The sequence below is a fragment of the Acinetobacter sp. V116_7 genome, from assembly GCF_056735735.1.
In genome coordinates, this window is sequence record NZ_JBWZIF010000025.1 from 40118 (window position 1) to 63875 (window position 23758).

24 protein-coding genes are annotated in these 23758 nt (G+C 38.4%); 15 read left to right on the forward strand and 9 right to left on the reverse strand.

The genetic code is table 11. From position 1 onward, the window contains the following. Positions 1-89: 89 nt before the first annotated feature. Positions 90-974 carry a LysR family transcriptional regulator GigC gene (gene gigC / locus AC1PJP_RS10765; protein WP_005302979.1) on the reverse strand — a complete coding sequence of 295 codons (885 nt, stop codon included), beginning with the start codon at positions 972-974 and terminating at the stop codon, positions 90-92. 86 nt (positions 975-1060) lie between these two features. Between gigC and AC1PJP_RS10770 the strand changes: the two genes are divergently transcribed. Next, complete coding sequence (locus AC1PJP_RS10770; protein WP_416703385.1) at positions 1061-1822, forward strand: ferredoxin--NADP reductase; 762 nt, start codon at positions 1061-1063, stop codon at positions 1820-1822. A gap of 48 nt (positions 1823-1870) precedes the next feature. Here AC1PJP_RS10770 and AC1PJP_RS10775 read toward each other — a convergent pair whose 3' ends face one another. Then, positions 1871-2290, reverse strand: coding sequence for a hypothetical protein (locus AC1PJP_RS10775; protein ID WP_171056780.1), 420 nt, complete (start codon positions 2288-2290; stop codon positions 1871-1873). A 290-nt stretch (positions 2291-2580) separates the two neighbouring features. Between AC1PJP_RS10775 and AC1PJP_RS10780 the strand changes: the two genes are divergently transcribed. The 3 genes from AC1PJP_RS10780 to AC1PJP_RS10790 all read left to right on the forward strand — a co-directional run bounded on the left by AC1PJP_RS10780 (position 2581) and on the right by AC1PJP_RS10790 (position 5011). Beyond that, positions 2581-2814 (forward strand): hypothetical protein, encoded by a 234-nt coding sequence (locus AC1PJP_RS10780; protein ID WP_005302983.1) that lies wholly within the window; start codon positions 2581-2583, stop codon positions 2812-2814. Positions 2815-3035: 221 nt separating this feature from the next. Continuing rightward, a complete protein-coding gene (locus tag AC1PJP_RS10785) occupies positions 3036-4712 on the forward strand; it encodes a mechanosensitive ion channel (RefSeq protein WP_479766952.1) in 1677 nt (558 codons plus the stop codon). 128 nt (positions 4713-4840) lie between these two features. Further along, on the forward strand, positions 4841-5011 hold the full coding sequence (locus AC1PJP_RS10790; protein WP_005302987.1) for a hypothetical protein: 171 nt from the start codon (positions 4841-4843) through the stop codon (positions 5009-5011). A 1-nt stretch (position 5012) separates the two neighbouring features. Here AC1PJP_RS10790 and AC1PJP_RS10795 read toward each other — a convergent pair whose 3' ends face one another. The 5 genes from AC1PJP_RS10795 to AC1PJP_RS10815 form a co-directional block, all read right to left on the reverse strand. Beyond that, positions 5013-6212 (reverse strand): BaiN/RdsA family NAD(P)/FAD-dependent oxidoreductase, encoded by a 1200-nt coding sequence (locus tag AC1PJP_RS10795; protein WP_479766953.1) that lies wholly within the window; start codon positions 6210-6212, stop codon positions 5013-5015. Between the two features lie 117 nt (positions 6213-6329). Then, positions 6330-7211: a 1-aminocyclopropane-1-carboxylate deaminase/D-cysteine desulfhydrase gene (locus AC1PJP_RS10800; RefSeq protein WP_479766954.1), complete on the reverse strand. Its 882-nt coding sequence runs from the start codon at positions 7209-7211 to the stop codon at positions 6330-6332. A 64-nt stretch (positions 7212-7275) separates the two neighbouring features. Beyond that, positions 7276-8409, reverse strand: coding sequence for an HlyD family secretion protein (locus AC1PJP_RS10805; protein ID WP_479766955.1), 1134 nt, complete (start codon positions 8407-8409; stop codon positions 7276-7278). A 40-nt stretch (positions 8410-8449) separates the two neighbouring features. Beyond that, positions 8450-10093, reverse strand: a complete 1644-nt coding sequence (locus AC1PJP_RS10810; RefSeq protein ID WP_049838187.1) for an MFS transporter — start codon at positions 10091-10093, stop codon at positions 8450-8452. Further along, entirely contained in the window at positions 10090-10659 is a 570-nt protein-coding gene (locus AC1PJP_RS10815; RefSeq protein WP_013198836.1) for a TetR/AcrR family transcriptional regulator, read from the reverse strand. The genes AC1PJP_RS10810 and AC1PJP_RS10815 overlap by 4 nt, the downstream gene beginning before the upstream one ends. Before the next feature lie 178 nt (positions 10660-10837). Here AC1PJP_RS10815 and AC1PJP_RS10820 point away from each other — a divergent pair, with 178 nt between their 5' ends. The 3 genes from AC1PJP_RS10820 (at position 10838) to AC1PJP_RS10830 (ending at position 12128) form a co-directional block, all read left to right on the forward strand. Beyond that, complete coding sequence (locus AC1PJP_RS10820) at positions 10838-11461, forward strand: LysE family translocator (RefSeq protein WP_013198835.1); 624 nt, start codon at positions 10838-10840, stop codon at positions 11459-11461. 162 nt (positions 11462-11623) lie between these two features. Beyond that, positions 11624-11812: an NF038215 family lipoprotein gene (locus AC1PJP_RS10825; RefSeq protein WP_005302999.1), complete on the forward strand. Its 189-nt coding sequence runs from the start codon at positions 11624-11626 to the stop codon at positions 11810-11812. Beyond that, positions 11793-12128 carry an EF-hand domain-containing protein gene (locus AC1PJP_RS10830; protein ID WP_004794282.1) on the forward strand — a complete coding sequence of 112 codons (336 nt, stop codon included), beginning with the start codon at positions 11793-11795 and terminating at the stop codon, positions 12126-12128. Before AC1PJP_RS10825 ends, AC1PJP_RS10830 begins: the two co-directional genes overlap by 20 nt. 108 nt (positions 12129-12236) lie before the next feature. On the opposite strand, the gene metG is transcribed toward AC1PJP_RS10830, so the two are convergent. Then, on the reverse strand, positions 12237-14303 hold the full coding sequence (gene metG / locus AC1PJP_RS10835) for a methionine--tRNA ligase (protein WP_479766981.1): 2067 nt from the start codon (positions 14301-14303) through the stop codon (positions 12237-12239). A 159-nt stretch (positions 14304-14462) separates the two neighbouring features. On the opposite strand from metG, the gene AC1PJP_RS10840 reads away from it, so the two are divergent. The 4 genes from AC1PJP_RS10840 to AC1PJP_RS10855 all read left to right on the forward strand — a co-directional run bounded on the left by AC1PJP_RS10840 (position 14463) and on the right by AC1PJP_RS10855 (position 17548). Next, entirely contained in the window at positions 14463-14651 is a 189-nt protein-coding gene (locus AC1PJP_RS10840) for a hypothetical protein (RefSeq protein ID WP_479766956.1), read from the forward strand. 44 nt (positions 14652-14695) lie between these two features. Continuing rightward, on the forward strand, positions 14696-15196 hold the full coding sequence (locus tag AC1PJP_RS10845; protein ID WP_479766957.1) for a hypothetical protein: 501 nt from the start codon (positions 14696-14698) through the stop codon (positions 15194-15196). 145 nt (positions 15197-15341) lie between these two features. Next, the gene (apbC, locus tag AC1PJP_RS10850) at positions 15342-16532 is read left to right on the forward strand and encodes an iron-sulfur cluster carrier protein ApbC (RefSeq protein WP_479766958.1); all 1191 of its coding nucleotides are present in this window, start codon (positions 15342-15344) and stop codon (positions 16530-16532) included. 143 nt (positions 16533-16675) lie between these two features. Further along, the gene (locus AC1PJP_RS10855) at positions 16676-17548 is read left to right on the forward strand and encodes a 5'-methylthioadenosine/S-adenosylhomocysteine nucleosidase (RefSeq protein WP_479766959.1); all 873 of its coding nucleotides are present in this window, start codon (positions 16676-16678) and stop codon (positions 17546-17548) included. Positions 17549-17579: 31 nt separating this feature from the next. Here the strand turns inward: AC1PJP_RS10855 and AC1PJP_RS10860 are convergent, their stop codons facing one another. Further along, positions 17580-18149, reverse strand: a complete 570-nt coding sequence (locus AC1PJP_RS10860; RefSeq protein ID WP_003653419.1) for a DUF2062 domain-containing protein — start codon at positions 18147-18149, stop codon at positions 17580-17582. A 362-nt stretch (positions 18150-18511) separates the two neighbouring features. Here AC1PJP_RS10860 and AC1PJP_RS10865 point away from each other — a divergent pair, with 362 nt between their 5' ends. From AC1PJP_RS10865 to AC1PJP_RS10880, 4 genes are all read left to right on the forward strand, one after another. Continuing rightward, the gene (locus AC1PJP_RS10865) at positions 18512-19105 is read left to right on the forward strand and encodes a LysE family translocator (RefSeq protein WP_479766960.1); all 594 of its coding nucleotides are present in this window, start codon (positions 18512-18514) and stop codon (positions 19103-19105) included. Positions 19106-19220: 115 nt separating this feature from the next. Then, entirely contained in the window at positions 19221-19790 is a 570-nt protein-coding gene (gene dcd / locus AC1PJP_RS10870) for a dCTP deaminase (protein WP_003653416.1), read from the forward strand. A 303-nt stretch (positions 19791-20093) separates the two neighbouring features. Beyond that, entirely contained in the window at positions 20094-21392 is a 1299-nt protein-coding gene (locus AC1PJP_RS10875; RefSeq protein ID WP_479766961.1) for a hypothetical protein, read from the forward strand. 228 nt (positions 21393-21620) lie between these two features. After that, entirely contained in the window at positions 21621-23753 is a 2133-nt protein-coding gene (locus AC1PJP_RS10880) for a hypothetical protein (RefSeq protein ID WP_479766962.1), read from the forward strand. The last annotated feature ends 5 nt before the right edge of the window (positions 23754-23758 follow it).

Below are 23758 nucleotides of genomic sequence, written 5' to 3' on the forward strand. Positions count from 1 at the left end.
TTCCCTTAATTGTCTTAACCCATAAATAATAAAATGAAAAATGGTGAGCCATGTGAGAATGACTCAAGATGGTACTAGAAGATCAGGTCTTAAACTTGATCTTCACAGAATTGCAAGAATGCTTTGAGGCCAGGGCCTTGGTATTTTTGACGATGCACCAACATGTAAAGTGGGCGAGTAAGTTGCCAGAATGGTGTTTCTAAAATAACTAATTGCTCTTTTTCAATTAAAGGTTCAATAGCAAGTTTAGAGATACAAGACATTCCTAAGCCACCAGCAACAATTTTCAAGATTGCTTCATTGTGACCTAAGGTTAGGCGAATATTGGCATCTGGGAGATCTTGCAAAATAGCATTATCAAACACTTCACGAGTTCCCGAACCTTCCTCACGTAAAATCCATTCAACTTGATAAAAATCATTCGCAGTTAAAGGTCGATTTAAACGTGCTAGAGGGTGATTAGGGGAGCAGCATACTGCAAGCTCATCATCTCGCCAGTGAATACATTGAAGTTGAGGCAGGTGACATGAGCCTTCAATTAATGCCAAATCAAGCTGAAACTGATTGACTGCTTCAATCATTTGGCGTGTGTTGCCTACCTGTAATTGCAGGTGTGCTTTTGGATGATACTGTAAAAAGTTCGCCATTAAATCTGGCATGAGATAATCACTGATCGTTAGAGTTGCCCCAATACGTAAATCAATGCTTTGTAACTCACCTTTTGCAGCTTGCTCAAAAGCTTCACAGCGACCTAATATTTCTAGCGCTTGAGGCAATAAAAACCGACCAAGATCATTGAGTTGTAGTCGTTTACCTAAACGATCAAATAGAGGGGCACCAAGACCATCCTCTAAATCGGCTAAAGCCATACTTGCTGCACTTTGCGTCAGTCTGACCGCATCACTGGCTTTGGTGACAGTTCCTTCTTGAGCGACTGCTACAAAAACAGCCAACTGGCGTAATGTCATGCGCATGTTTAAAAAGCCTTAACGTTTAAAAGTATTCATTATTTCGGCTGTCATGCTAACATGAGCGCACTATTTCATGCCACGTTGAAATCATGTCAATTGAAAAATTTAGCGTAGAAAAAGTTTTATCTGTACACCGCTGGACGCCAACTCTTTTTAGTTTCACCATGACTCGCCCTGCACATTTTAAATTTACGGCTGGGCAATTTGCGCGTATTGGACTGAAAGTTGGAGAGGAACTTGTTGTTCGTGCCTATTCGGTAGTGTCGTCTCCATTTGATGAAACGCTAGAATTTTTCTCGATTGTAGTACCTGACGGTGCATTTACCTCAAATCTTCAACATTTGAAGGTAGGTGATGAGCTTTACTTAGAAAAAATACCTTATGGTTATCTTACTTTAGCTCGCTATCAGCAGCCTTTACCGCATGATTTATGGTTATTGGCAACAGGTACGGGTTTAGCGCCGTTTTTGTCGATGCTACAAGACTTCGATACATGGTCTAAATATCAAAAGATTAATCTGGTCTACAGTGTCCGTACTGCAGCTGAATTAGCTTATGTCGATCGTATTCAAGAAATTGCTGAAACTTTTGGGGAAGGACACATCGGTTTTAAATTTATTTCAATTATCACTCGTGACCCATCAGCACAGTTACATGATCGTTTGCCAGTTTTGATTGAGAACGGTGAATTAGAAAAAGTTGCTGGTATAGAACTGAGCTCTGCAACAAGCCATGTCATGCTTTGTGGAAACCCAGAAATGGTAGATGACACGAAAGATGCTTTAAAGCGCCGTGGTTTGACGATGAATCGTCGAGGTGAGGGAAATATTGCAGTAGAAAATTACTGGTAACAAAAGACAATTAAAAGAACTTTAAAATTATTTTTATGGATATGTTTATTAATGGACAAACATATCCATAAATTCACGAATTTCGGAAATTGCACTGTCTACATCACTTGAAAGCCAAGTCGGTTCAAAAAGGCCTGCATAATGTTCTAAACGATCTTGCGGAACAACTAAGCGAACAGGGCAGTCTTCTTCAAGTAAACGCCAAGGTAAAATTGGAACTTCATTGTCCAGAAAAATATTGATATTACGAATATCAACAATCATGGCGTTAATGCAGTCAGGAAATGGCATCACTGAAAACTCTTCAGTACGGCGACGAAAATACTCCAGATCACCCCACTTGAGTTCATAACTTGGTTTATTAAATTCAATAATACCAATCAGATGTTCATCTCTCGTCTGGTGTATATAACATTGATGTGTGACGTCAGTGTCGAGATCAAGAGTTACGTTTTGCTGACGATACATCATAAAATAGAGCAGCTTTAAAACAAGGGGGCTTATTATAGCCTATTTTATAAAAAGTAAGCGCTAAAACATATTGTATTACAAATGGGGAATAGACGAAGTTCGTGAATAAAGAGAAATTATTTTTAATTGTCTAAATTAATGTGTGCAAATTTTATACTATTTTTATTTATTTAAAAGTAGAGTTTTGCAACTACAGACACCTTCCAATAATGCTTTTTCACACAATGCAACAAAGCAAATTGCTATGATGAATATAAAGTTAATGATAATAGAAGAGGGGAAAGAAGATGCATGACTTTTCAAAACCACCTCATGTGACGAGTCCTGAAGAAACTGCGAAAAAAAGAAGACTGCCAGTTTATATTTTAATTATTGTTGGGCTTTTTCTTCTTGCACTTATTGTCTATATGGTTGCTGACCACAACCAGACTCCTAAACAAGAAGGAGCATTTCAAAATGAGACCACACCACATGTAATTAAGGGTAGTTCTGATTTGAATTTAAAGACCTACACAGGGTAATAAGAGAATCAGTTTAACTTGATATCAAGCCTTTAGGTGTAAACCTGAAGGCTTTTTTGCAACCTTTTGCATCAATTTGTTGTATTTGTGCAGAAGTGTGTTGATTAGAAAATATTCAAAACATAATGTGAGATAGACCGCATTCATCGTCATTTTTTACAACGAATGGTGTTTCCTAGAGATAACACTGAAAAGAACATAACAATTGAGGACATAACAATATGAATGAATTTTTTGATGGGCCTCGCGGCGCTCAATTTGATGCGATGTATTACTGGGATCAGTTTCATCCTATCCTGGCTGCAGTAGTGATCTTATTGGTTGGTTGGATAATTGCTTTATTAGTAGCAGCAGGTGTGAAAAAGCTTCTACAAAAAGTAAATACCAATGCCAAACTATCTTCAGCTACTGGCAGAGCGCCAAATATTGAAGGTCTGATCTCCAAGGTTGTATTCTGGTTTATTTTGATTTTAGCTGTTGTTGCTGCTCTAAATGTGCTCAACATTAGTGGAGTGAGTGGCCCATTCAGCAACATGGTAAATCAGGTACTGGTCTACATTCCAAATATTATTGCTGCTGTAGTGGTGGGTTTTATTGGTTGGATCGTTGCTCGACTGGTGCGGGCAGGCATTACCAATGTTTTATCCAGAACCCAGCTCGATGATAAATTAAGCAGTGAAGTGGGTGTAGGTGGAATTAGCCAGAACATTGGTGAAATTCTTTACTGGCTTGTATTGTTACTTTTCCTTCCGATTGTTCTTTCAATATTAGGACTTACAGGCTTACTCATTCCAGTTCAAAATATGGTAAATGATGCCGTAGCTTTCTTACCAAATATCTTTATTGCTGGCGTTATCGTTTTTGTTGGTTATATCTTGGCAAAAATTGTACGCGGTATTGTTGAAGGTCTAGTAAATAGCTTAGGTGTTCAGGCTCAAGCGGAAAAAATTGGTCTTTTCAAAAGCTCTAATGTAGGCAAATTCTTAGGTTCATTTGTTTTTGCCATCATCATTATTACTACATTAATTGTAGCGTTCGAAGCTTTAGGTATTGAGACAATTTCTCAACCTGCGACAGCAATGCTAAATGAAATCTTGCAAGCAATTCCAAACATTATTGCGGCTGGTTTAATTTTACTGGTTGCTTATATTGTTTCTCGTTTTGTTGGCCGCTTAGTAGCTGAATTAATTGCAGGAACAGGTGTTGATGAAATTCCTGCAAAATTAGATGTACAACGCTTTTTAGGTCAAACTAAAGTTTCTAATGCAGTTGGCTGGCTAATTGTATTCTTTACTATGCTGTTTGCAGTATCTGAAGCAGCGGACCGTCTTGGTTTCGATCAAATTAGTGGTCTCATTGCAATGTTTATCCATTTCGGTGCAAACATTCTATTGGGTGCTGTAATTTTAGTAATTGGTTTCTGGCTAGCGAATATTGTAGCGAATGTAGTTCAACGTGGTGAATATAATAGTTCACGTTGGTTAGCTAGTTTAGTTCGTGTTTTAATTATTGGTCTGGTACTTGCGCTTGGTTTAAGAGCAATGGGTATTGCAGATTCAATTGTTAACCTTGCATTTGGTTTGACTCTAGGCGCGGTTGCCGTGGCTTTCGCTCTTGCATTCGGTTTAGGTGGTCGCCAACCAGCAGAACGACTTTTAACTGATTTACTTGATAAAGCGAAAAAAGAAGCGAATCAACCAAATCCTCTTTATCAACCGCCTTCTACTACGAGTAGTTCAGCTCCAGCTACAACTACGTCAACAACTCCATCTACACCAACAACGCCACCATCAACAGCTCCATCTGATGCAAAACCAGCAGATTCTGTACAGGTGAATCCAGCACAACCGCCAGTGAATAAACCGTTTGGTTCTACAGGCGAAAATGATGAAATTTAAGGGAATTAAATTAAATTTCAGATAAACAGTACAAAAAATCTTTGATTTTTGTGATAAGTTCGACCACTCTATATTGAGTGGTCGTTCTTTTTTGGCCGTTATAAAAACAAATAAGTGAGGAAAATACGATGAAGAAACCAGGTCGTTTTTTAGCACCGATTGTCATTGCCGGAATTACGGTAGGGTTTTTAGCAAGTGCTTATAAATTTGTGTTTAGTAAGTCGGAAAGCTCAAAACAGACTACTTCTCAGTCACAAGATTCATCGAACGCATCAAGTAGTTCGAAAAACTCAAATTAGCTTATACATATTGGGCAGCAGCATAGGCAGAAGACCAAGCCCACTGGAAGTTGTAGCCCCCTAAATGGCCCGTGACATCGAGTACCTCGCCAACAAAAAATAGCCCTTTCTGCTTTTTACTTTCCATGGTCTTAGAAGATACTTCTGTTGTATCTATTCCGCCTAAAGTAACTTCAGCGGTACGATATCCTTCTGTGCCAGATGGTTTAACTGCAAAGCCATGTAGCTGCTCGGCAATATGATCTAGCTGTGCATCACTGATATTGCCAATCGCTATTTCGCTCTGTTCTGGCCATATGAGTTGTTGTAACTCTTGGATAATACTTTTGGCAGTAAACTCATTAAGAAGGGTACGTAATAAAACTTTCGGCTGTGCTTTCTTTTTATCTTTTAAATAGGTTGCTAAATCTTGGCTAGGGAAGAAGTCAATTTTAAAACTTTCTCCTGAGTTCCAATAGTTTGAAAGCTGCAAAGAACTTGGCCCACTCAAGCCACGGTGGGTAAATAATAATGCTTCAGTAAAGCTATTTTTTGAGTTACTTAACGTCACATCCAAAGCATTACCACTTAAACGTGTGGTCACCTCTTTAATGTGATCTGAAAAAGTAAATGGAACTAAACCCGCACGAGTTGGAAAAACTTGATGGCCAAATTTTTGTGCTAGTTCATAGCCAAAACCGGAACCACCTAATGTGGGAATCGATAATCCCCCAGTGGCAATAACTAAAGAATCACAAGTGCAATGTCCTTGATTGGTGTTTAGTGAAAACCCACCTTGTTCTAAGGGTGTAATTTGGCCAACTTCGCAATGGGTTTGAATATCCACATTTTTGGTTTTATTACACTCGTTCACAAGCATTTCTAAAATTTCTTTAGCGCCGTTTAGCGTAAATAATTGCCCGTGTTTACGTTCTTCATAGGCAATTTTGTAGTCACATACCAAACCGATAAAGTCCCAGTTGCTATAGCGTGACAGGGCAGAAATAACGAAGTGCGGATTATGAGAAATATAGTTATCAGGTTCGACATACAGATTGGTAAAGTTACACTTACCGCCACCTGACATTAAAATCTTTTTACCAATTTTATTGGCTTTTTCTAAAATTAAAACCGAGCGTCCGCGTTTAGCAGCATGTGCAGCCAACATGAGTCCAGAAGCACCTGCACCTAAGACAATGACATCAACATGGCTGTTAGACATAAGAGGTTCTCGATTAATCTTGAAAATTAAAAAGGGGCATATACTATCATGCTGAGCCTTAGTCATGCTAAAGACATTTACCACTCTGGTGAATAAGGCTCCCTAAATATTTGTGAGTCAGTAGCTTGGTTTATTTCTTATATCTGCTTGTAAGCCACCAGAATGAATTGCCAGAATGCGAGTTCCTTCAGGGAAGTAGTTGTTTTTGATAAGGTCAAATAGACCGAACATCATTTTTCCCGTATAGATCGGTTCAAGGGGTATAGCATATTGTTCTTCGAAATTTTCTATAAATGCCAGTAACTCAGATGAAGTTTTCGCATAACCACCGCAGCAATAGGCATCTGTCAGCGACCAATTCTGTTTCTTAGTCCACTGCATAATATCTTGTTGTAGAAAGTCGCCTTTTAATGCTAAAAATCCTAGAACCTTTTGATGCGGTGCACTTCGTTCAATGAGCCCTGAAATCGTTCCTCCAGTTCCAACCGCACAGCAAATGACATCATAGTTTTGTAAATCGCTTTGACTGAGAATCTCCTGACAACCTTGAACTGCTAGCTCATTAGAACCACCTTCAGGAATAATGAAACTTTCAGGAAATTGATTGTGTAATTGTTGAAGGTAGTTTGCGTCATCCCTCAAGCGATATTCAGTGCGCGAGACAAAATGTAGATGCATTCCTAAACTTTGAGCTTTTGCCAAGGTGGGGTTAAGAGGTTGGGTTGCTAGTTCTTCACCACGAATAATGCCTACACTTTTAAAGCCAAAAAGATAAGCTGCATACGCAGTTGCAGCAATATGATTTGAATAAGCCCCACCAAAAGTCAAAACGCCTGATAACGCTTGTTGTTTTGCGGCAAGCAGATTGTATTTTAGTTTGAAAAATTTATTACCCGAAATTTGAGGATGAATTAAATCTAGCCGCTTAATGTCGAGATGCAGGGGATTAGGTAGTTGAATATGTTGATAAGGAACTGATTGAGCAATGTGATCAAACATTAGAAATTGAGAAAATAATGATTGATCACATTGTAACTTTTTAAATAGAACTTTAAAAAGCTGTTTACGAATTTGTATCGACAGAAGTAACCACGGACATGCCAGGGCGTAAATGTTCCATTCCTTCTTGATTTGGATCAATAGTAATACGCACGGCAATTCGTTGCACAACTTTGGTAAAGTTACCTGTCGCATTGTCAGGTTTTAACACACTGAACTCAGAACCCGCAGCAGGTGAGATCTGCTCAACATGTCCCGTAAATTTTTTGTGTTTCATCGCATCGACTGTAAACCATGCTTTCTGACCTATTCGCATATTGGCAATTTGGGTTTCTTTGAAATTGGCAATCACCCACGTTTGCTGTGGAATGAGGTAGAGTAACTGTGACCCTGCTGCTACATATTGCCCAACACGAGGGTTAACTTCACCAAGTTGGCCATCCATCGGAGCAACAATAACGCTATAGTCTTTGGTGGTTTGTGCTTGGTCTAACTGTGCTTTAGCACTTGAAACTTGTGCTTCTAAACCAGCTTCTGCAACTTGTGCTGTTTTAAGTGCTTCATTTGCAACTAATACATTAGCTTCTGCTTGCTTCAGTGCTGCAAGGTTATTTTCAGCATCTGCTGCGGCTTTATCTTGCTCAGATTTAGAAGCTGCGCCACTATTTCCTAGCTGTTGATAGCGTCTAAGCTGGGCTAAAGAAAGTTCATATTGAGCTTTGACTTGATCCACTTTAGCTTGTGCCGCCACAATGTCAGCTTGTTTTTGGGCAATGGATTGAGTTTGATTGGCTAAGGTATTTTTAGCTTGCTCAACACCAGAAGCTGCTTGCATTACTTTTTGATCATAAGTAGTTGCATCAATATGCATGAGCACTTGACCTTTTTTGACATGATCAAAGTCTTTAACGACTACATCTTTAACGTAACCATTAATTTGGGACGATAAAATCGTAGTTTTACCTTTGACATAACTATTGTCAGTTTGCTGGACACTCGTTGCAAATGGCCCGATTCTCCATGCCCATAAAATCACTAAAATACCGACAATAAGAACACCTAACATCCATAACAGTGTTGAGCGTTTTGTCGGAATCAGTTTACTTGCAGGTGCAGGTGCAGGTGCAGGTGCAGGTGTTGGCTCGTTGGCGGGTACCTGAGCTGGTGTTGGTTCTGGTTTGTTTTGATCATCTGACATATATCAATCTCAATTTCTATTTCATCAAATACGAAAGCTATTAAGGACGGCTAATCCCTCTGCGTTGTAGATATTTACTACGCGCAATATTAAATCCACCCCATAAGAGTAGGGCGACGGCAAAAATACCGTTTAAAGCAATAACATCATTGTAGGCACGAACTTGGGCTTCACGAGTGACCACTTGATTAAGTGAGCGCATGGATTGAGCTGTTTGTAATGCTGGGTCAGTAGTGGTGATGGATGCACTGCGTTGATAGGTCGAGAGCCTTTGAGCGACTAGAGGGTCTGCTTGTTCTAAATCTTTAATAATCTCTGCCTGATAGTTTTGCGTACGATGTTGTTGATAGGTCGAGAAGAAAGAAGACCCAACAAGACCACCAAAAGTTTGGGTAGCAGAAAATAATACGATAAAGGTCACTACGTAAGATGGGCCTTTAGCAAGTGTTTGTGCAAAGCCAATCAGAAGCAGTGGGCCAATAAATAGACCACCAGCAAAACCGACTAAAAACTGACTTGCAAAGAAATTCACAGGTCGAACATCACTGGTTAGGTGATAATCTAGTCCACAAGCAACCAAAATCAGGAACTCTGCAAAAAGTAAATGGAAGATAATTCGTTCGCGTGAAAAAGTAAGTGCACTAAAAAGTGTTCCACTTAAAATCCCCACTAATATGACAACATAGAGTGGAACAAATTGGTCAGGACCCATTCCCATTGTTTTTAAAAAGTTAACAGCAGCATAGCTTTGCTCTGACATTAAAAGTCGAATAGCAAAAGCACCAAAAATGAAACGTAGGGTCGAAGACGCACCTAACCAACGTGTCATAATTAATGGATTGGCACGATAGTGTTCATAGAGCAAACCTAAAACAACTAAGCTAAAACCTGCAATTAAAACGTAAGCAAGCCATTCGCTATTAAACCACCATAAAATTGGGCCTTGCGTGAGCACAATACATAAGCAGGCAAAGCCAGGAGCCAATAAAGCAAAGGTAAAGAAATCTTGCTTCTCAAAAACATAGATTCGTAAGCTACGTGGTAATTTCAATGAAACAACCATGGCTAAACAACAAAGTGCTAAACCAAGCTCAAAGGTGTAAAGAACAGACCAACTGTCTGTACTGACAAGAAATGGAGAAATAATCCAAGCTAACGGTACGCCAAGTTGCTGAAAGCCGAAGGCGATATATATTCCTTTTGCCATGTCTGCTTTTTTAAAAGCCTGCATGGTGTAATACATACCTAAAGAGCTGAGAGGAGCTCCTGCTAAACCTGCCACGACCCGTGCGAATAAAGCCATTTCATAGGTATGCACAAAAATATGTAAAACCAGCACGGCAATAAAAATAACGAGCCCTATTTCTGAAAATACTCTCAGGCCATATTGTTGTCTGGCTTTAAATAAAATCAGGTTTGAACTGACATTTGCCATAACATATGCCGCAGGCAGCCAAGCAGCTTCGGAAGGTGTCAGGCCATATTCACCTTGGATTAGGGGTAAGTTTGCTGTAATAAAACCATTACTTAAGCTTGCCGACAGGGCGATAAATAAACCGATAAAAAAGTAAATAAAACGCTTAGGTACAGAATGCGCAATAGCTGCTGGTGAACCAGGTAGAGTCGGTTGCTCTTCTGGCGTCCAGTCGGGTGGTGTTTCTAAATAACGAGGCGTTTTACTCATTCTATCCCTCGAATTTTTTGTATTTGAATACCATGAAATAGTAATTCAATTGCTCGTTTTGCTAAGCGAGTCTGTTCTTCTGGCTCATGTCCTTGAAATGAAGAACCCAACATTGCAGTGACCATTGCATAGTCATTGGCAGTGAAATCAGCTCGGCACAGTTTTTGTTCTATCGCATTTTCAATCAGTGGGTTAAGTGCATTATTTCGCCGTTCATAAATTTTTAACATAATTGGGTCTTGTCGATCAATTACTCTCCAAAAATCTTGCAAAATTGCGAGCTTGGGAAGTTGCCCAATATGTCCTTCAATTAAACGAAATAAACCATCCTCGAATTGTTGAAAATGAGCTGCTTTTTGCTCTAGCTGTGTAATCGCACGCTCTAGAAGCGCGCTAATTAAAGCCTTGCGATCACAAAAGTTGCGGTAAAAAGTTGCTCTGCCAACACCAGCGTGGTCAATTACAACTTGTAAGGGAACATTAATGCCATGAATACGAAAACATTCTTCGGCTGCATTGAGTAATTCATCCCGATTGTGGGCAGCAATTTTTTGACGTTTACTCATGTCATCGATTGGGGAGTTTCAAAGGTGATATATTTAACGGACATTTTTGTCCGTTGTGAAGATATAAATTGTAAAAACATGAAAATTCAATTTTCATCATTTATATCTTCTGCATTTTTATATGCGTCATAAAAAGCTGTTAGAATACCGCGCAATTGCGTGATGCTAGGTCAATACAATGTTTGAGTCCCTTATTCCTCTTTTTTCAATTGCTATGGCATTGATGCTTGGAGCAATAAGCCCTGGGCCAAGCTTTATTTATGTAGCGCAAAATTCAATTTCTAAATCACGTAAACATGGCTTGTTTACAGCGTTAGGAACAGGAACGGGCGCAGCTCTGTTTGGCCTATTAGCTGTTATGGGATTGCAAGCAGTTTTACTGGCAGTACCTTCTGCATATTTAATTTTAAAAATTGGTGGTGGACTGTATTTGCTTTGGCTGGCTTTTAAAATTATTAAACATGCCAAAGAACCAATTGCTATGGAAAATGATGGCAAATCAAAAATGACCTATAAACAGGCATATCGTTATGGTTTGATTACGCAATTAAGTAATCCGAAAATTGCAGTCGTGCTAGCGAGTGTATTTACTGCTTTGTTGCCCAAAGAAATCCCAAATTATTACTACGTCGCATTACCAGTGATTTGTTTTATGATTGATGCGGGTTGGTATTCATGTGTGGCAATGCTGTTATCTTCAGAGAAGCCTAGAACAATGTACTTAAAAGCAAAAACTGGCGTTGACCGAGTAGCTGGAAGTATTGTGAGTGTATTAGGCTTAAAGTTAATTTTCTTCAAATGATAAGTCTTTAATTAAAATATCTAAAAAATCCAAAGCCAGCTATTTATAGTCTGGCTTTATTTTTGCGTAAAATATATACAAATTGAAATATCTTTTTTAGCACTTAAACACTTTAAAAGTGGTAACTTAATAAATAAAACAAAAAGAAATGAGGATCACGTTATGAAAAAACTAATGGTGAGCATTTCTGTAGTTTTTCTCATCTTAACTACAGGATGTGAGATGAGAACAATGAGCAAGCAACAGCCAGCAAATGAGCGGACCATGAGTATTGTGGGTACTCCAGTTCATGAAAAGGATTATAAAATTTCCGATATACAAGTGAATAATCATGAGCAAGCTAACTATTAAGTTACTTGCTGGATGTGCAACTTACTGTATTTTGAATATGGTAAATGCATGTGAGCCTGCTTCTTTAGATTGGAAGCTTTTTCAGGAAAAATATGATTTAAATCATGATGGCATGTATAGTCTAAAAGAATTTCAGCGTGTTGAAGATTTCTATCCTTACAACTGGCCGAGCGATAAACGTTTTCAAGGTGAAAACAAGCAAACAGAGCTATTTCATTATCTAGATGAAAATAAGAACGGTTATTTAACAAATGAGGAGTTAGGAAACATACATGTTTTATTTAATAACCCTTGTGAAGGGTGGCCGTGGTCATAATTTGAAAGCACTGGCTTCCTAAATTTATTTAATATTTTAATTCACTCAGTTTTGATATTCCTAAAATAAAAAAGCTTCCAATTCAGGAAGCTTTTTTATTAAGACAGATTAAGAAACTTTATCGCCTGGTTTCGCGCCTGTATCTGGAGAAATAATGAAAATACCTTCACCATTTCCAGCAGCAAGTACCATTCCGTTTGAAATACCAAAACGCATTTTACGTGGTGCAAGGTTAGCCACCATGACGACCAATTTACCTTTTAAATCTTCTGGTGCATATTGGCTACGAATGCCACTGAATACATTGCGTGGTTCAGCTTCACCAACGTCTAACGTCAGTTGAAGTAACTTATCTGAACCTTCAACTGTACCAGCCTCAACGACCTGAGCAACACGTAAGTCAACTTTTAAGAAGTCTTCAATACCGATAATTTCAGCTTCACCCACTGCTGGAGCAGGGGCAGGTTTTTTCTCGGCAGCTTTGTCCTTTTTCGCTGTTGCTTTAGTTGCTTCTGGAGCAGGAGTACCTAAAGACTCTTTAGAAGCATCGACCATTGCGGTAACAGCTTTTGGATCAACACGCTGCATGAGCGGTTGGAACTGTGCAATCTCGTGGCTTACAAGAATTTGTTTACGTGTTTCGAAATTAAAGCTTTCAAGTTTTAAGAAACCTTGAACTTGCTCAGCCAAAGTTGGAAGAACAGGGGCTAAGTACACTGCTAATTGACGGAATAAGTTGATACCAACTGAACATACATCAAGAACCTGTTGCTCTTGACCTTCTTGTTTAGCAAGTGCCCAAGGTTTTTTCTCATCAATATATTGGTTTGCACGGTCAGCTAGCGCCATGATTTCACGAATAGCTAGCGAGAATTCACGTGCTTCATATGCACTAGCGATTGAATCACCTGCATCAATAAAGCTTTGCACCAATTCAGGTTCTGCGCATTCAGCAGATAAAGTATTGTTAAAGCTACTGTTGATAAATTTAGCGCAACGACTAGCAATGTTGACTACTTTACCGACTAAGTCAGAATTTACTTTTTGAATAAAATCATCAAGATTTAAATCAGAGTCTTCAACTTTATCTGAAAGTTTAGAGGCAAAGTAGTAACGTAAATATTCTGGGTTTAAATGCTGTAAATAAGTCTCTGCTTTAATAAAAGTTCCGCGAGACTTAGACATCTTTTGTCCGTTCACAGTCAAGAAACCATTTACAAACAGACCAGTTGGAGTGCGATAGTTTGCGCCATCTAACATTGCAGGCCAGAATAATGCATGGAAATAAACAATATCTTTACCAATGAAATGGTAAACATCGTTTTGGCTGTCTTTTTTCCAGAAATCATCAAAGTTTAAATCTGGACGTTTCGCTTTGATGTAATTTTCAAAACTAGACATATAACCAATTGGTGCATCTACCCAAACATAGAAATATTTATTTGGTGCATCTGGAATTTCAAAACCAAAATATGGCGCGTCACGAGAAATATCCCAATCTGCTAAACCGGCTTCAAACCATTCATCGAGTTTGTTTGCAATCGAAACAGGTAAGCGACCTTCATCACGGGTCCATTTCTGTAAATAGTCAGCGAAGTTCGGTAGTTTAAAGAAATAGTGATCTGAAGATTTTTCAACTGGTGTTGCCCCACTTAAAGTCGAGCGCGGGTTAAGTAACTCCGTTGCATTATAAGTCGTACCGCAAACTTCACATGAGTCGCCGTATTGATCTTCAGACTTACATTTCGGGCATGTACCTTTAATGAAGCGGTCAGATAAGAACATGCCTTTTTCTGGATCAAATAATTGAGTTACAGGACGAACTGCAATATTTCCAGCTTCACGGTTTTTAATATAAATATCTGTTGAACGTGCTTTATTGGCATCGCTATGAGTTGAATCATAGTGATCGAAATGTACTCCGAAGCCATCAAAATCACGAATATGTTCTTTCTGAACGTTCGCAATTTGCTCCTCAGGGCTAATACCATTTGCCTCAGCACGTAGCATGATGGCAGTACCATGAGCATCATCCGCACATACATAAGTCACATCATGACCCATTGCCCGCATGGCACGAACCCAGATATCTGCCTGGATGTAACCGAGTAAATGACCCATATGAATTGGACCATTAGCGTAAGGAAGGGCATTAGTGACTAAAATTTTACGCACGGATTTCATTCTCTCATTCGTATTTATAAGGTGGAAGATTTTAACTGATGAAGGAGGAAAAACAAAGCAACGCTTTGTCCGAGTGCAAGATGAGAGCTAAGCTTGAGTGGTGGGATAAGCAAAGGTTAATAATCTTTGCCCAAGCACAAGGTGAGAATTGTGCTTGAGTGGCGGGATAATAATCTTTATGGGGTAACAATGAGTATTCGTAAAAATTGGTTTTTAGTTGCGAAGTTATTTCTCTTTAGAACAGATAAACAAATCGAAAAATATTTGAATCTTCCTGTATTGTCTTTGTTTCAAATTGCAGTTACGGTCAGAAAACAAGCCATAACGATGTATAACTAATAACTTATTCAGGTAATTTTTTAATTAACTAGAGGATAACAACGATGACTACTGAAAATAAATTAGATGATTTAAAGGCAAAAGCGGCAGATGCAAAAGTTCAAGGTGAAAAAGCTTTGGATGATTTAAAGGAAAATGTAAAAGAGAAACAAGCTGCTGGTAAAGAAGCAGTTGAAGATACAGTAGACAAATTAAAGGCAAAAGCGGCAGATGCAAAAGCTCAAGGCGAAAAAGCTTTGGATGATTTAAAGGAAAATGTAAAAGAGAAGCAAGCTGCTGGTAAAGAGGCGGTTGAAGATAAAGCAAGTGATTTGAAAGGCAAACTTGAAGATGTTCAGCACACTCTGCAAGACAAGTTTGATCATTTACGCACTGAGGCAAGCCATAAACTTGATGATGCCAAAGCTAAGGCTGCAGAGCTAAAAGATGAGGCTGCAACAAAATTTGATGAGTTAAAAACTCAAGCAACAGCAAAATTTGATGAGTTAAAGAAAACAGCAACTGATAAGTTAAATAAATTGAAAAACCATGATTCTGCTGAATAAGCTGATCTAAACTAAAATCTGCACTCCTCACCTAAAAGATGAGATTGTAAGTGAGTAATTATTCATCCCAAGGTGAGCGAGTGCGGACCAATACTGTTACACTATCTCCATTAAGCTGTAATGATCTGTTTTTGGAGTAAACAATATGTCTTGGCTTTCTTCACTAAAGTCTGTTTTTTCACCCGCACAAGAAGTGAAAGAAGATGAAATCCAAACCGTACTCCAAAATTATTTACTACCCCATTCAAAAGATGCTTTAAAAGATCGCATTAGTCAGCTCCAAATTCAGGGGCGTGTATTACAACTTACTATTAATACATTTCCTGATGAAAAAGAGCACTTGCAGCAAATTCATGATGATTTGGCTGGGGCTTTGGAAAAGTGTGGTATTGAAGAATTAAACCTGCATGTGGTTCAACAGAAGCGCCCTACACAAGAAAGTTCAAACTTACCTCCTGTACTAGATGCTTCACCTAAATCAGAACCAGATCCGAATAATCCCCCTATTCAAAAAGCTGCTCCACAACAAAGAGATGTTCCACTTCATCCACGCATTAAGCATGTTATTTTAGTTTCATCTGGTAAGGGCGGTGTTGGTAAATCGACAACTACGGTCAATTTAGCACTTGCCTTGCAAAAAATGGGACTTAAGGTTGGGGTTTTGGATGCCGATATCTATGGCCCAAGTATTCCGACAATGCTAGGCAATGCAGGCAAAACACCTCTTATTGAAAGTGAAAATTTCGTGCCTTTAGATGCCTATGGAATGGCCGTGTTATCGATTGGACATTTAACTGGTGATAACAACACACCTGTCGCGTGGCGTGGACCAAAAGCAACGGGTGCTTTAATGCAATTGTTTAACCAAACACTTTGGCCTGATCTAGATGTGCTCATGATTGATATGCCACCGGGTACTGGTGATATTCAACTCACGCTTGCACAGCGTATTCCAGTGACTGGTTCAATCATTGTGACTACACCACAAAATGTTGCCTTACTGGATGCTACAAAAGGTATTGAGTTGTTTAATAAGGTTGGCATTCCAGTATTAGGTGTCGTTGAGAATATGTCGACCCATATTTGCTCTAACTGTGGTCATGAAGAACAAATTTTTGGTATTGGTGGCGGTGATAAGCTCTCTGAACAGTACCACATTCCATTGTTAGGTCGTTTACCTTTAAACGCTCAGATCCGTGAGCATGCCGATCAGGGTAAACCAAGTGTTGTAGCAATGGATGATGCGGCTGATAGTTATATTGATATTGCTAAAGTTATGTGGGAACAGATTGAAAAAATTCCACAACGTACACGTGATGACAAGCGGATTTTTTAACTTATTAAAGCCCGACTTTAAGTCGGGTTTTTTATTGTCTGGTTAAAATAGAAAATTAAATTACTGAATTTTAATAACAAAGCTAAACTTGAAATTGGCATATAGATTGCTACTTTACACTTTTTAAAAAGAAAGGGTAAAAAATGCAATTTAAATGTGCTTTTGGCGTAATCAGTTTATGTAGCGCTTTATTTTTAGTCGGATGCAATAATGACGACTCTTCTGTTTCACAAACACCAACAGTTCAGGAACAAAAACAGAAATTACAGCCGATTATTATTCAGGGTGCTTTGCCAGTAGAATCGGAAAAAATGGCTTCAAAATTAGAGAATAAGACTGTTGAAGAAATTGGTGGGTGGAAATTCTGGAAGGGCACCTATAACGGTTATCCAATGATTATTTCCAAAACCCGTATGGGGATGAGCAATTCTGCCGCAGCAACTGCCTTAGCTATTGAGCGTTATAAACCGATTGCGATCATTAATCAGGGAACAGCAGGTGGGCACGACCCAGATCTACATGTTTACGATATTGTTTTAGGAAAATATGCGACCAATATTGGTGCATTTAGAACTCCTAAACAGCCATTGGGTGCTGGGTCAAATTCACTCACTTGGATTGAAGCTTTTGATGTTTTGCCAACAGAGGAGTCTAATCCAGAACCGATAGCAATACGCAAATTTGAAGGTGATCAAGAGCTATTAATGGCGGCACATAAAGTCCGTTATGACAAAGGTGAGGTGGTTGAGGGAACAATTGGTTCAGCAGATGTTTGGAATAACGAACTTGATCGTATTCAATTTTTCCATCAGCGTTATGGCACTTCAGTTGAGGAAATGGAAGCAGCATCAGTTGCACAAATTGCAAGTCAGTTGAATGTTCCGTTTTTAGGCATTCGCATCTTATCTAATAATATTACGAATAACGGAGCTTATGACCCTGGTACAGGAGAAGCTTGCCAAGAGTATGTACTCAATGTGGCTGAAGAATATATGAAATCAAAACTACCAAAATAATAATTTAACACTCAGCAAGAAGATTGGAGTTTTATAAAACTTCTTCTTCTTGCTTTTTATGACGATGTCTACTTTTCCAGTTCTTAATAACCATCCAACGCCAGAAAATTTCTGTAGATAAATATAAAATGACGGCAAATACGAAAGCTTCGACAACCAGACCTGTCATCAAAATTTTCGCAAGACTAAAATCAATATGCCCGTGCCCGAAATGAGTAATCCAGCGGGAAATTTGGTGCAATACACCTAGCAACATTTCTTTATTAATCATATGCACATGAAAAATATGTGCACCAAACCAAAAACCAATATAGAGAATTGGAACTAGAGTAAGAGGATTACTTAGCCAAGCCAGCATTAAGCTAATTGGTAAATTGACTTCGAATAGTAAGACTGCCATCACAATAAATACACTGTGAAAAGGAATAGGCAGTAAACCAAAAAAAGTTCCGACAAAAACAGCTCTGGTAATCGATTTCCGATTGACATACCAAAGCACAGGATTCAAGGTCTTTTTACCAAAAATCCTTAGAAATTTCATATTTGAAACTTTCTCGGGTGAGGGAAGCCAAGATTGAAAAAAGTGCTTTGCCATAATCATTAAGGTAGTAGAGCTCGGTGCTCTATTTAAAAAAATCAGAAACAATATATGAATTGAAACTTATTAAAAGCTTAAAATTTAAACTTACCATCGCTATATATTTTTTATTATAAAGGCTTTTGATGGAAAAATAGACTTAAAATAAAAATACTTATGTTACTTAAGTACGAAATTATTTGAAAAGCATAACAACTGACCGTAAAGTTTTCTTTACTGCTTTCTCTAGTAATTTTATAAGTAATTGTTTTTAATTTATTTATTTTAAATTAAAAAATGATTTGAAAAACTTTGTCTTACAATTACCTTTTGCCATGTGAGCGGATATCTATTAATCTGAGATGACTATATTGTGAGGTCATTCAATGATTTCATGGCTTTTTATTGGCTTAGTAGCCACAATTTTACTTACCCCTGGTCCAACTAACACTTTGCTTGCTTCTTCAGGCGTGCAAGTAGGACTACGGAAGTCAGTAAAACTTATTCCAGCAGAAGTTTTCGGTTACGTAATCTCTATTTCTGCATGGGGAATGCTAATTGGGAAAGTGTCCAACACATTGCCCTTGCTGCCGCCTATTCTTAAGCTGTTGAGTGCCTGCTATATCATTTTCTTAGCCATTAAGTTATGGCATACGGCAAATCAAGAAGTTGAATTAAATCAGCCTACAATCCGTGCTCGTGAATTATTTTGTGCAACTTTATTGAACCCCAAAGCCTTACTGTTTGCTTCAGCAATTTTTCCGGTAGCTGCATGGAGTAATTTTCATATTTATTTGGTTCATATGATGGCTTACTTAGCACTCATTACACCAATTGCGTTGTTCTGGATTTTCTTGGGTTCAGTTTTAGCATCTAAGAAAGTGGGTTGGTTAAATCAAACTAATTTACAAAGAACGGCTTCACTTGTTTTAGTCAGCTTTTCAATTCCAATTAGTTATTCTGCTTTACTAAACCTTTAAATGTACAGCTGAGCTATTCTTATCGAGAAGAGTAGCTCAAGCGTTGTTTTCATAATTGCTTTTTTACGTTAAAGTACGTCGCAATCAATGAAATTACCTTTTGGATAGAAAATACATGGCTATTAAGTCTGATCGTTGGATTCGCGAGATGAGCGAAAAACACGGCATGATTGAACCTTATGCAGAGAATCAAGTCCGTTTTGATGAAAATGGTGAAAAGTTGATTTCCTACGGGGTCTCTAGCTATGGTTACGATGTACGCTGTGCCCGTGAATTTAAGGTTTTTACTAACGTACATTCTGCAATTGTCGATCCAAAGAATTTTGATGACAAAAGCTTTATCGATATTGAATCTGATGTTTGTATTATTCCGCCAAACTCATTTGCTTTAGCGCGTACAATCGAATATTTCCGTATTCCTCGTAATGTGTTGACAGTCTGCTTAGGTAAATCGACCTATGCTCGCTGCGGTATCATTGTGAATGTGACTCCATTAGAACCTGAATGGGAAGGTCACGTAACTTTAGAATTTTCAAACACCACTAATTTACCTGCCCGTATTTATGCAGGGGAAGGTGTAGCACAAATGCTATTTTTTGAAAGTGATGAAGTATGTGAAACTTCTTATAAAGATCGTGGTGGTAAATACCAAGGACAAACAGGTGTTACACTGCCTAAGACATAATTTTCTTAGATAAAGAAGAATTTTAAAATAATGGGTCACTGAGGTGGCCCAATTTTATAAATAAAATTTATATGAGATGCGTTTATCGGAATTATGATAAACGACAGTTTCCTTTTGTAAAAAATAATATAATATGATCAATAATTGATTTGTTTTTTGTTCTGCATCACAGAATTTAAAAGCAAATGTATTGGATATAGGTTGTCTATTTGGTAGTAATTGTTTAGATATCTACTAAATTTAGGCAAACCAAATAAAAAGAAATTAAACAGGATTATGCCCCCAAGGATACGGAGGTCGGTCATGCGACAGTTTACGTCTCTTCATGTAGCGATAGCGCTTGGAAGCTTGTGCTTTTCTTCAGCGTATGCTGCCTCTACATTAGTGCCTATGTCAGATTCAGAACTCTCAGCAACTCGTGGCCAAGCTTTAATGAGTATGTCTTATATTGCGCCTACAGATTCTGCAAGTAACTCTAGTTCAAATGGAAATATGGGGTTTTACCGACTTGCACTAGATGCCCAATTAGAAATTAATGCCAATATTAAAAAATTACAGTTAGGTTGTGGTGGTGTAAATGGCGCTGGTGCCTGTGATATTGACATTGATTATCTGAGTTTAAGTGGTGGCACAGTAGATAGTACGAGTACTGAGCGTGCCTCTTCTTCCGCTATCATTACCAATCCATTTTTAGAATTTGCTGTTAAAAATCCAGACTCGGCTTCTACGCGTGAGATCCAAGGTTTTCGATTAAGTGCTAAGTCACTTTCGGGGTTACTTACTTTTGGTTTAGAAAATGGTGATGCTGCTAGTGGTATTAATTCATTAAGTGGATATATGGTCACTAAACCAACAGGGGGGACCGTAACTACGAATCCTTACTACGGTATTACCCAAGATGAGACAAATACGGCAATTACTGGTCGAGCAACCGTTTTAGGTAATTTATATACTGTCCCGTTTACATCTACTGGTTATAACTTGAATTTGGGGGCAGGTAGTGGAACATTGTCTATGGGGCAACAAATTATTACAGGTAAACGTATTAATACAGCCAACTTAAATGCGACTGCAAGAGTTGGTGGGCTAGCTATTACTGGAACTCTAGATGCTACAGCCTCTGTATTGGGGCTTCCTATTCCTATTTCTGGTAATGTAACTGGAACAGTGAATAATCTTGATGTAAATGTAGCTATTAAACAAAGTTTAGGTTACTTCCATGCTGCGCAATTAAATGGATCTGCTGGTTACCTATCAGTGCAAGGTGTAAATATTTTATGGCCCGAGGCTGCATCTACTGCACAAACAGGATGGTGGTTAGAGCTTACAAATCCGATTGATATTGGTCAAATTACTCCTGCTGGTAGCGTTGATATTGCGCTCTCTACTATTGTGGATGCTTTAGGACAGGTAAGCGCGTATTTAGACAAAAATCCTGTGGACTGTGGACTTTTGGCCAGTAGTTGTTTAATTGCAGGAAATCTTCCTGTTGGTACAGTTGATTTAACCGGAAAAACACCAGCTTCTATGGCCTTAACTAATGTTGTCTTACAAAAACAAAGTTTTTCGGCTAACTGTTATGGTTCTTTAAAATTTTGTTAATTGAGTTAAATAGCCCTGCCATTTTTCATTTATCGGAAAAGTAATTTTTTACATGCTTTTTTTTGCATTTGTGCAAATATTCCGCATAATAGAAATGTGGAAAGGTTGGCAATATCTTTTAGAGTTGTCTCTTTGTCTAAGGTGAAAAGGATAGATTCACCTGGCATCAAGGATTGTTAAAGAAAAATAAATATGGTGCTCGGCATCGTATAAAACAGGAAGGTCAAGATGACTACACTTAATTATACGGTATGTTTTAAAAAAACCGTTTTGGCAAGTTTAATTGGACTTTTTTTAAGTCAATCTAGCTTTGCTCTTGAAGAACTTTCCGATGCTGGTCTAAGTGAAACTACGGGTGAGGGTATTGCAATATTACCGCAAAATACATTTATGGTATTTCGTGGTGCTGGTCCAAATGAATCTGTAAATCAAATTATTACCGATCGTAGTAAAGATACAGGTTACATTAATTATGTGCCTGTTGGGCCTTTGAGTGTTGCTGCAGCTGATACGAGTGGTAATGGCACTGTTGGGCCAGAAGACCGCGCAGTAGGTAAAGCTGATATCTTTCTTTATGGTTTAGCACTATCGAAGTCGGATGGTGATGCAAATTCGCGTATTGCTAATACCTCAGCCGCAGCAGCGATTTCGAGTTGGGGTACAGGAGCTAATCCATGGATATTCAAAGTAAAAACTGCGACCAATGTTCCTAATTTTAGTACAACAGATAGCAGTGTTTATCCAGTAACGTATTTATCTTTAGAAGCTCCTCTATATCAGCCAATAATTGATGGGGCAGAGGGAGCTGATGCATATAATTTAAAATTAGGTTTATGGGCTGATGCCTTTGTACGAAATCCAAATGTTGTGGCTACAACGAATGGCTCTCTAGCTCAATTTCAATATGGTAATAGTAATGGATTAATTGGAACAAGTATTGATACAACTCGTGCTAACCGTTTACGTTTGCAAGGCATTCTAAATGGCTTTAGTTTAAATGGTAGCCAGATTAGTATGTTTCAGACCCTTGGTGGTGCCACCTCCGCTGGTGGGATGAGCCCTTTTTATAATAATACTTTAGGAATGTCTGGACTAGTTCGTCTTAATACTGGCGATAGTAAAAATACCAGTATTGTGACTGAAAATGTTACAAGTCAAACTCAGACATATGCAACAAGTAGCAATAATGGATGGCAAACCGTACATGCAGGCGCGAATTCAACTTTAAGCACCAGTAGTACTGGAGATTGTGGTAACAGCGGAACAGGGAGTTTTAGTACGTCTCGTGGATGTCGTTATTATGTAGAAAATCGAACCAGAACAGATACAAAAACATCGAATAAAACACGAATTGCATTTAATGATACAAGCAAGGTATTACGTTTTAGTACCCGTGAAACTTCAGATTCACCAAATGCTTCAAATAATTTATATACACCTGCATATGATTCTGCAGGCGCCGTAGCACCAAAATTTGCTGATAGTGAAGGATTGTATCTTTATAATCCAAATATTAACTTAGTATTAGGTAATCTATATCAGCCCCTTATTTTAGGTTCTGACGGTAAAAACTTTAGTATTGAAATTGCGCGGATTGCAAATAAACCTGAAATATATAAACAGATCTATACAGATTACTCTGGCGCAGACACGACTTACAAAGGATCTACTTGTAACGTTTATTCGTGTGTTAATCCTACCCATAGTAGTATTACGATTGGTACCGTATATAGTCCAGATAATGGAAAAACCTTATTAGCAAATACAAGTGAAGGCGCAATTGGAGTCTCCTTTGGGCGTTTGATTTCAACAGGAACACAGGTTTCTGGAACTTCAGCAGGTAGTTTGGTGTCATTGACCAACTCAGTGTCTGGTACTACATCTGCCACAATGACAGAAGTCCGTTTTAAACAAAGACAACAAAATACCCAAATATGGAACCAAACATATAGCTGCGGATTGTTTAATTCGAACTGTGGTTATACGACCGCTGGTTATCTATATCAGTGGGAATATAACAAAGGAACTGGGGCTTGGGTTATTACAAATCCAACAACAAAACCAGCTGATGCGCCAAAGTGCTCTGGTGCACTAGGATGTACGAGCACATCTGGTTCAACTCCAATGTATGGAACAACCTCCAATCGTGATTGGAGCAACGCTGCTATTCCATGGCTTACTTCAAGAAATGCTGTAGTCAATGATTTAATTGGTAGTAGTAATGGTACAACAGGTTATGTTATTCCAACTGCCAATCAAGCTCCTGCTTTATCTAATATTAGTCCTTTAAATAACTTAGGATCAGCTGCTATCGATGGTGTATTAATCCAGCATTTAAAACTGACAACTAAAGGCTTATAAGAGGA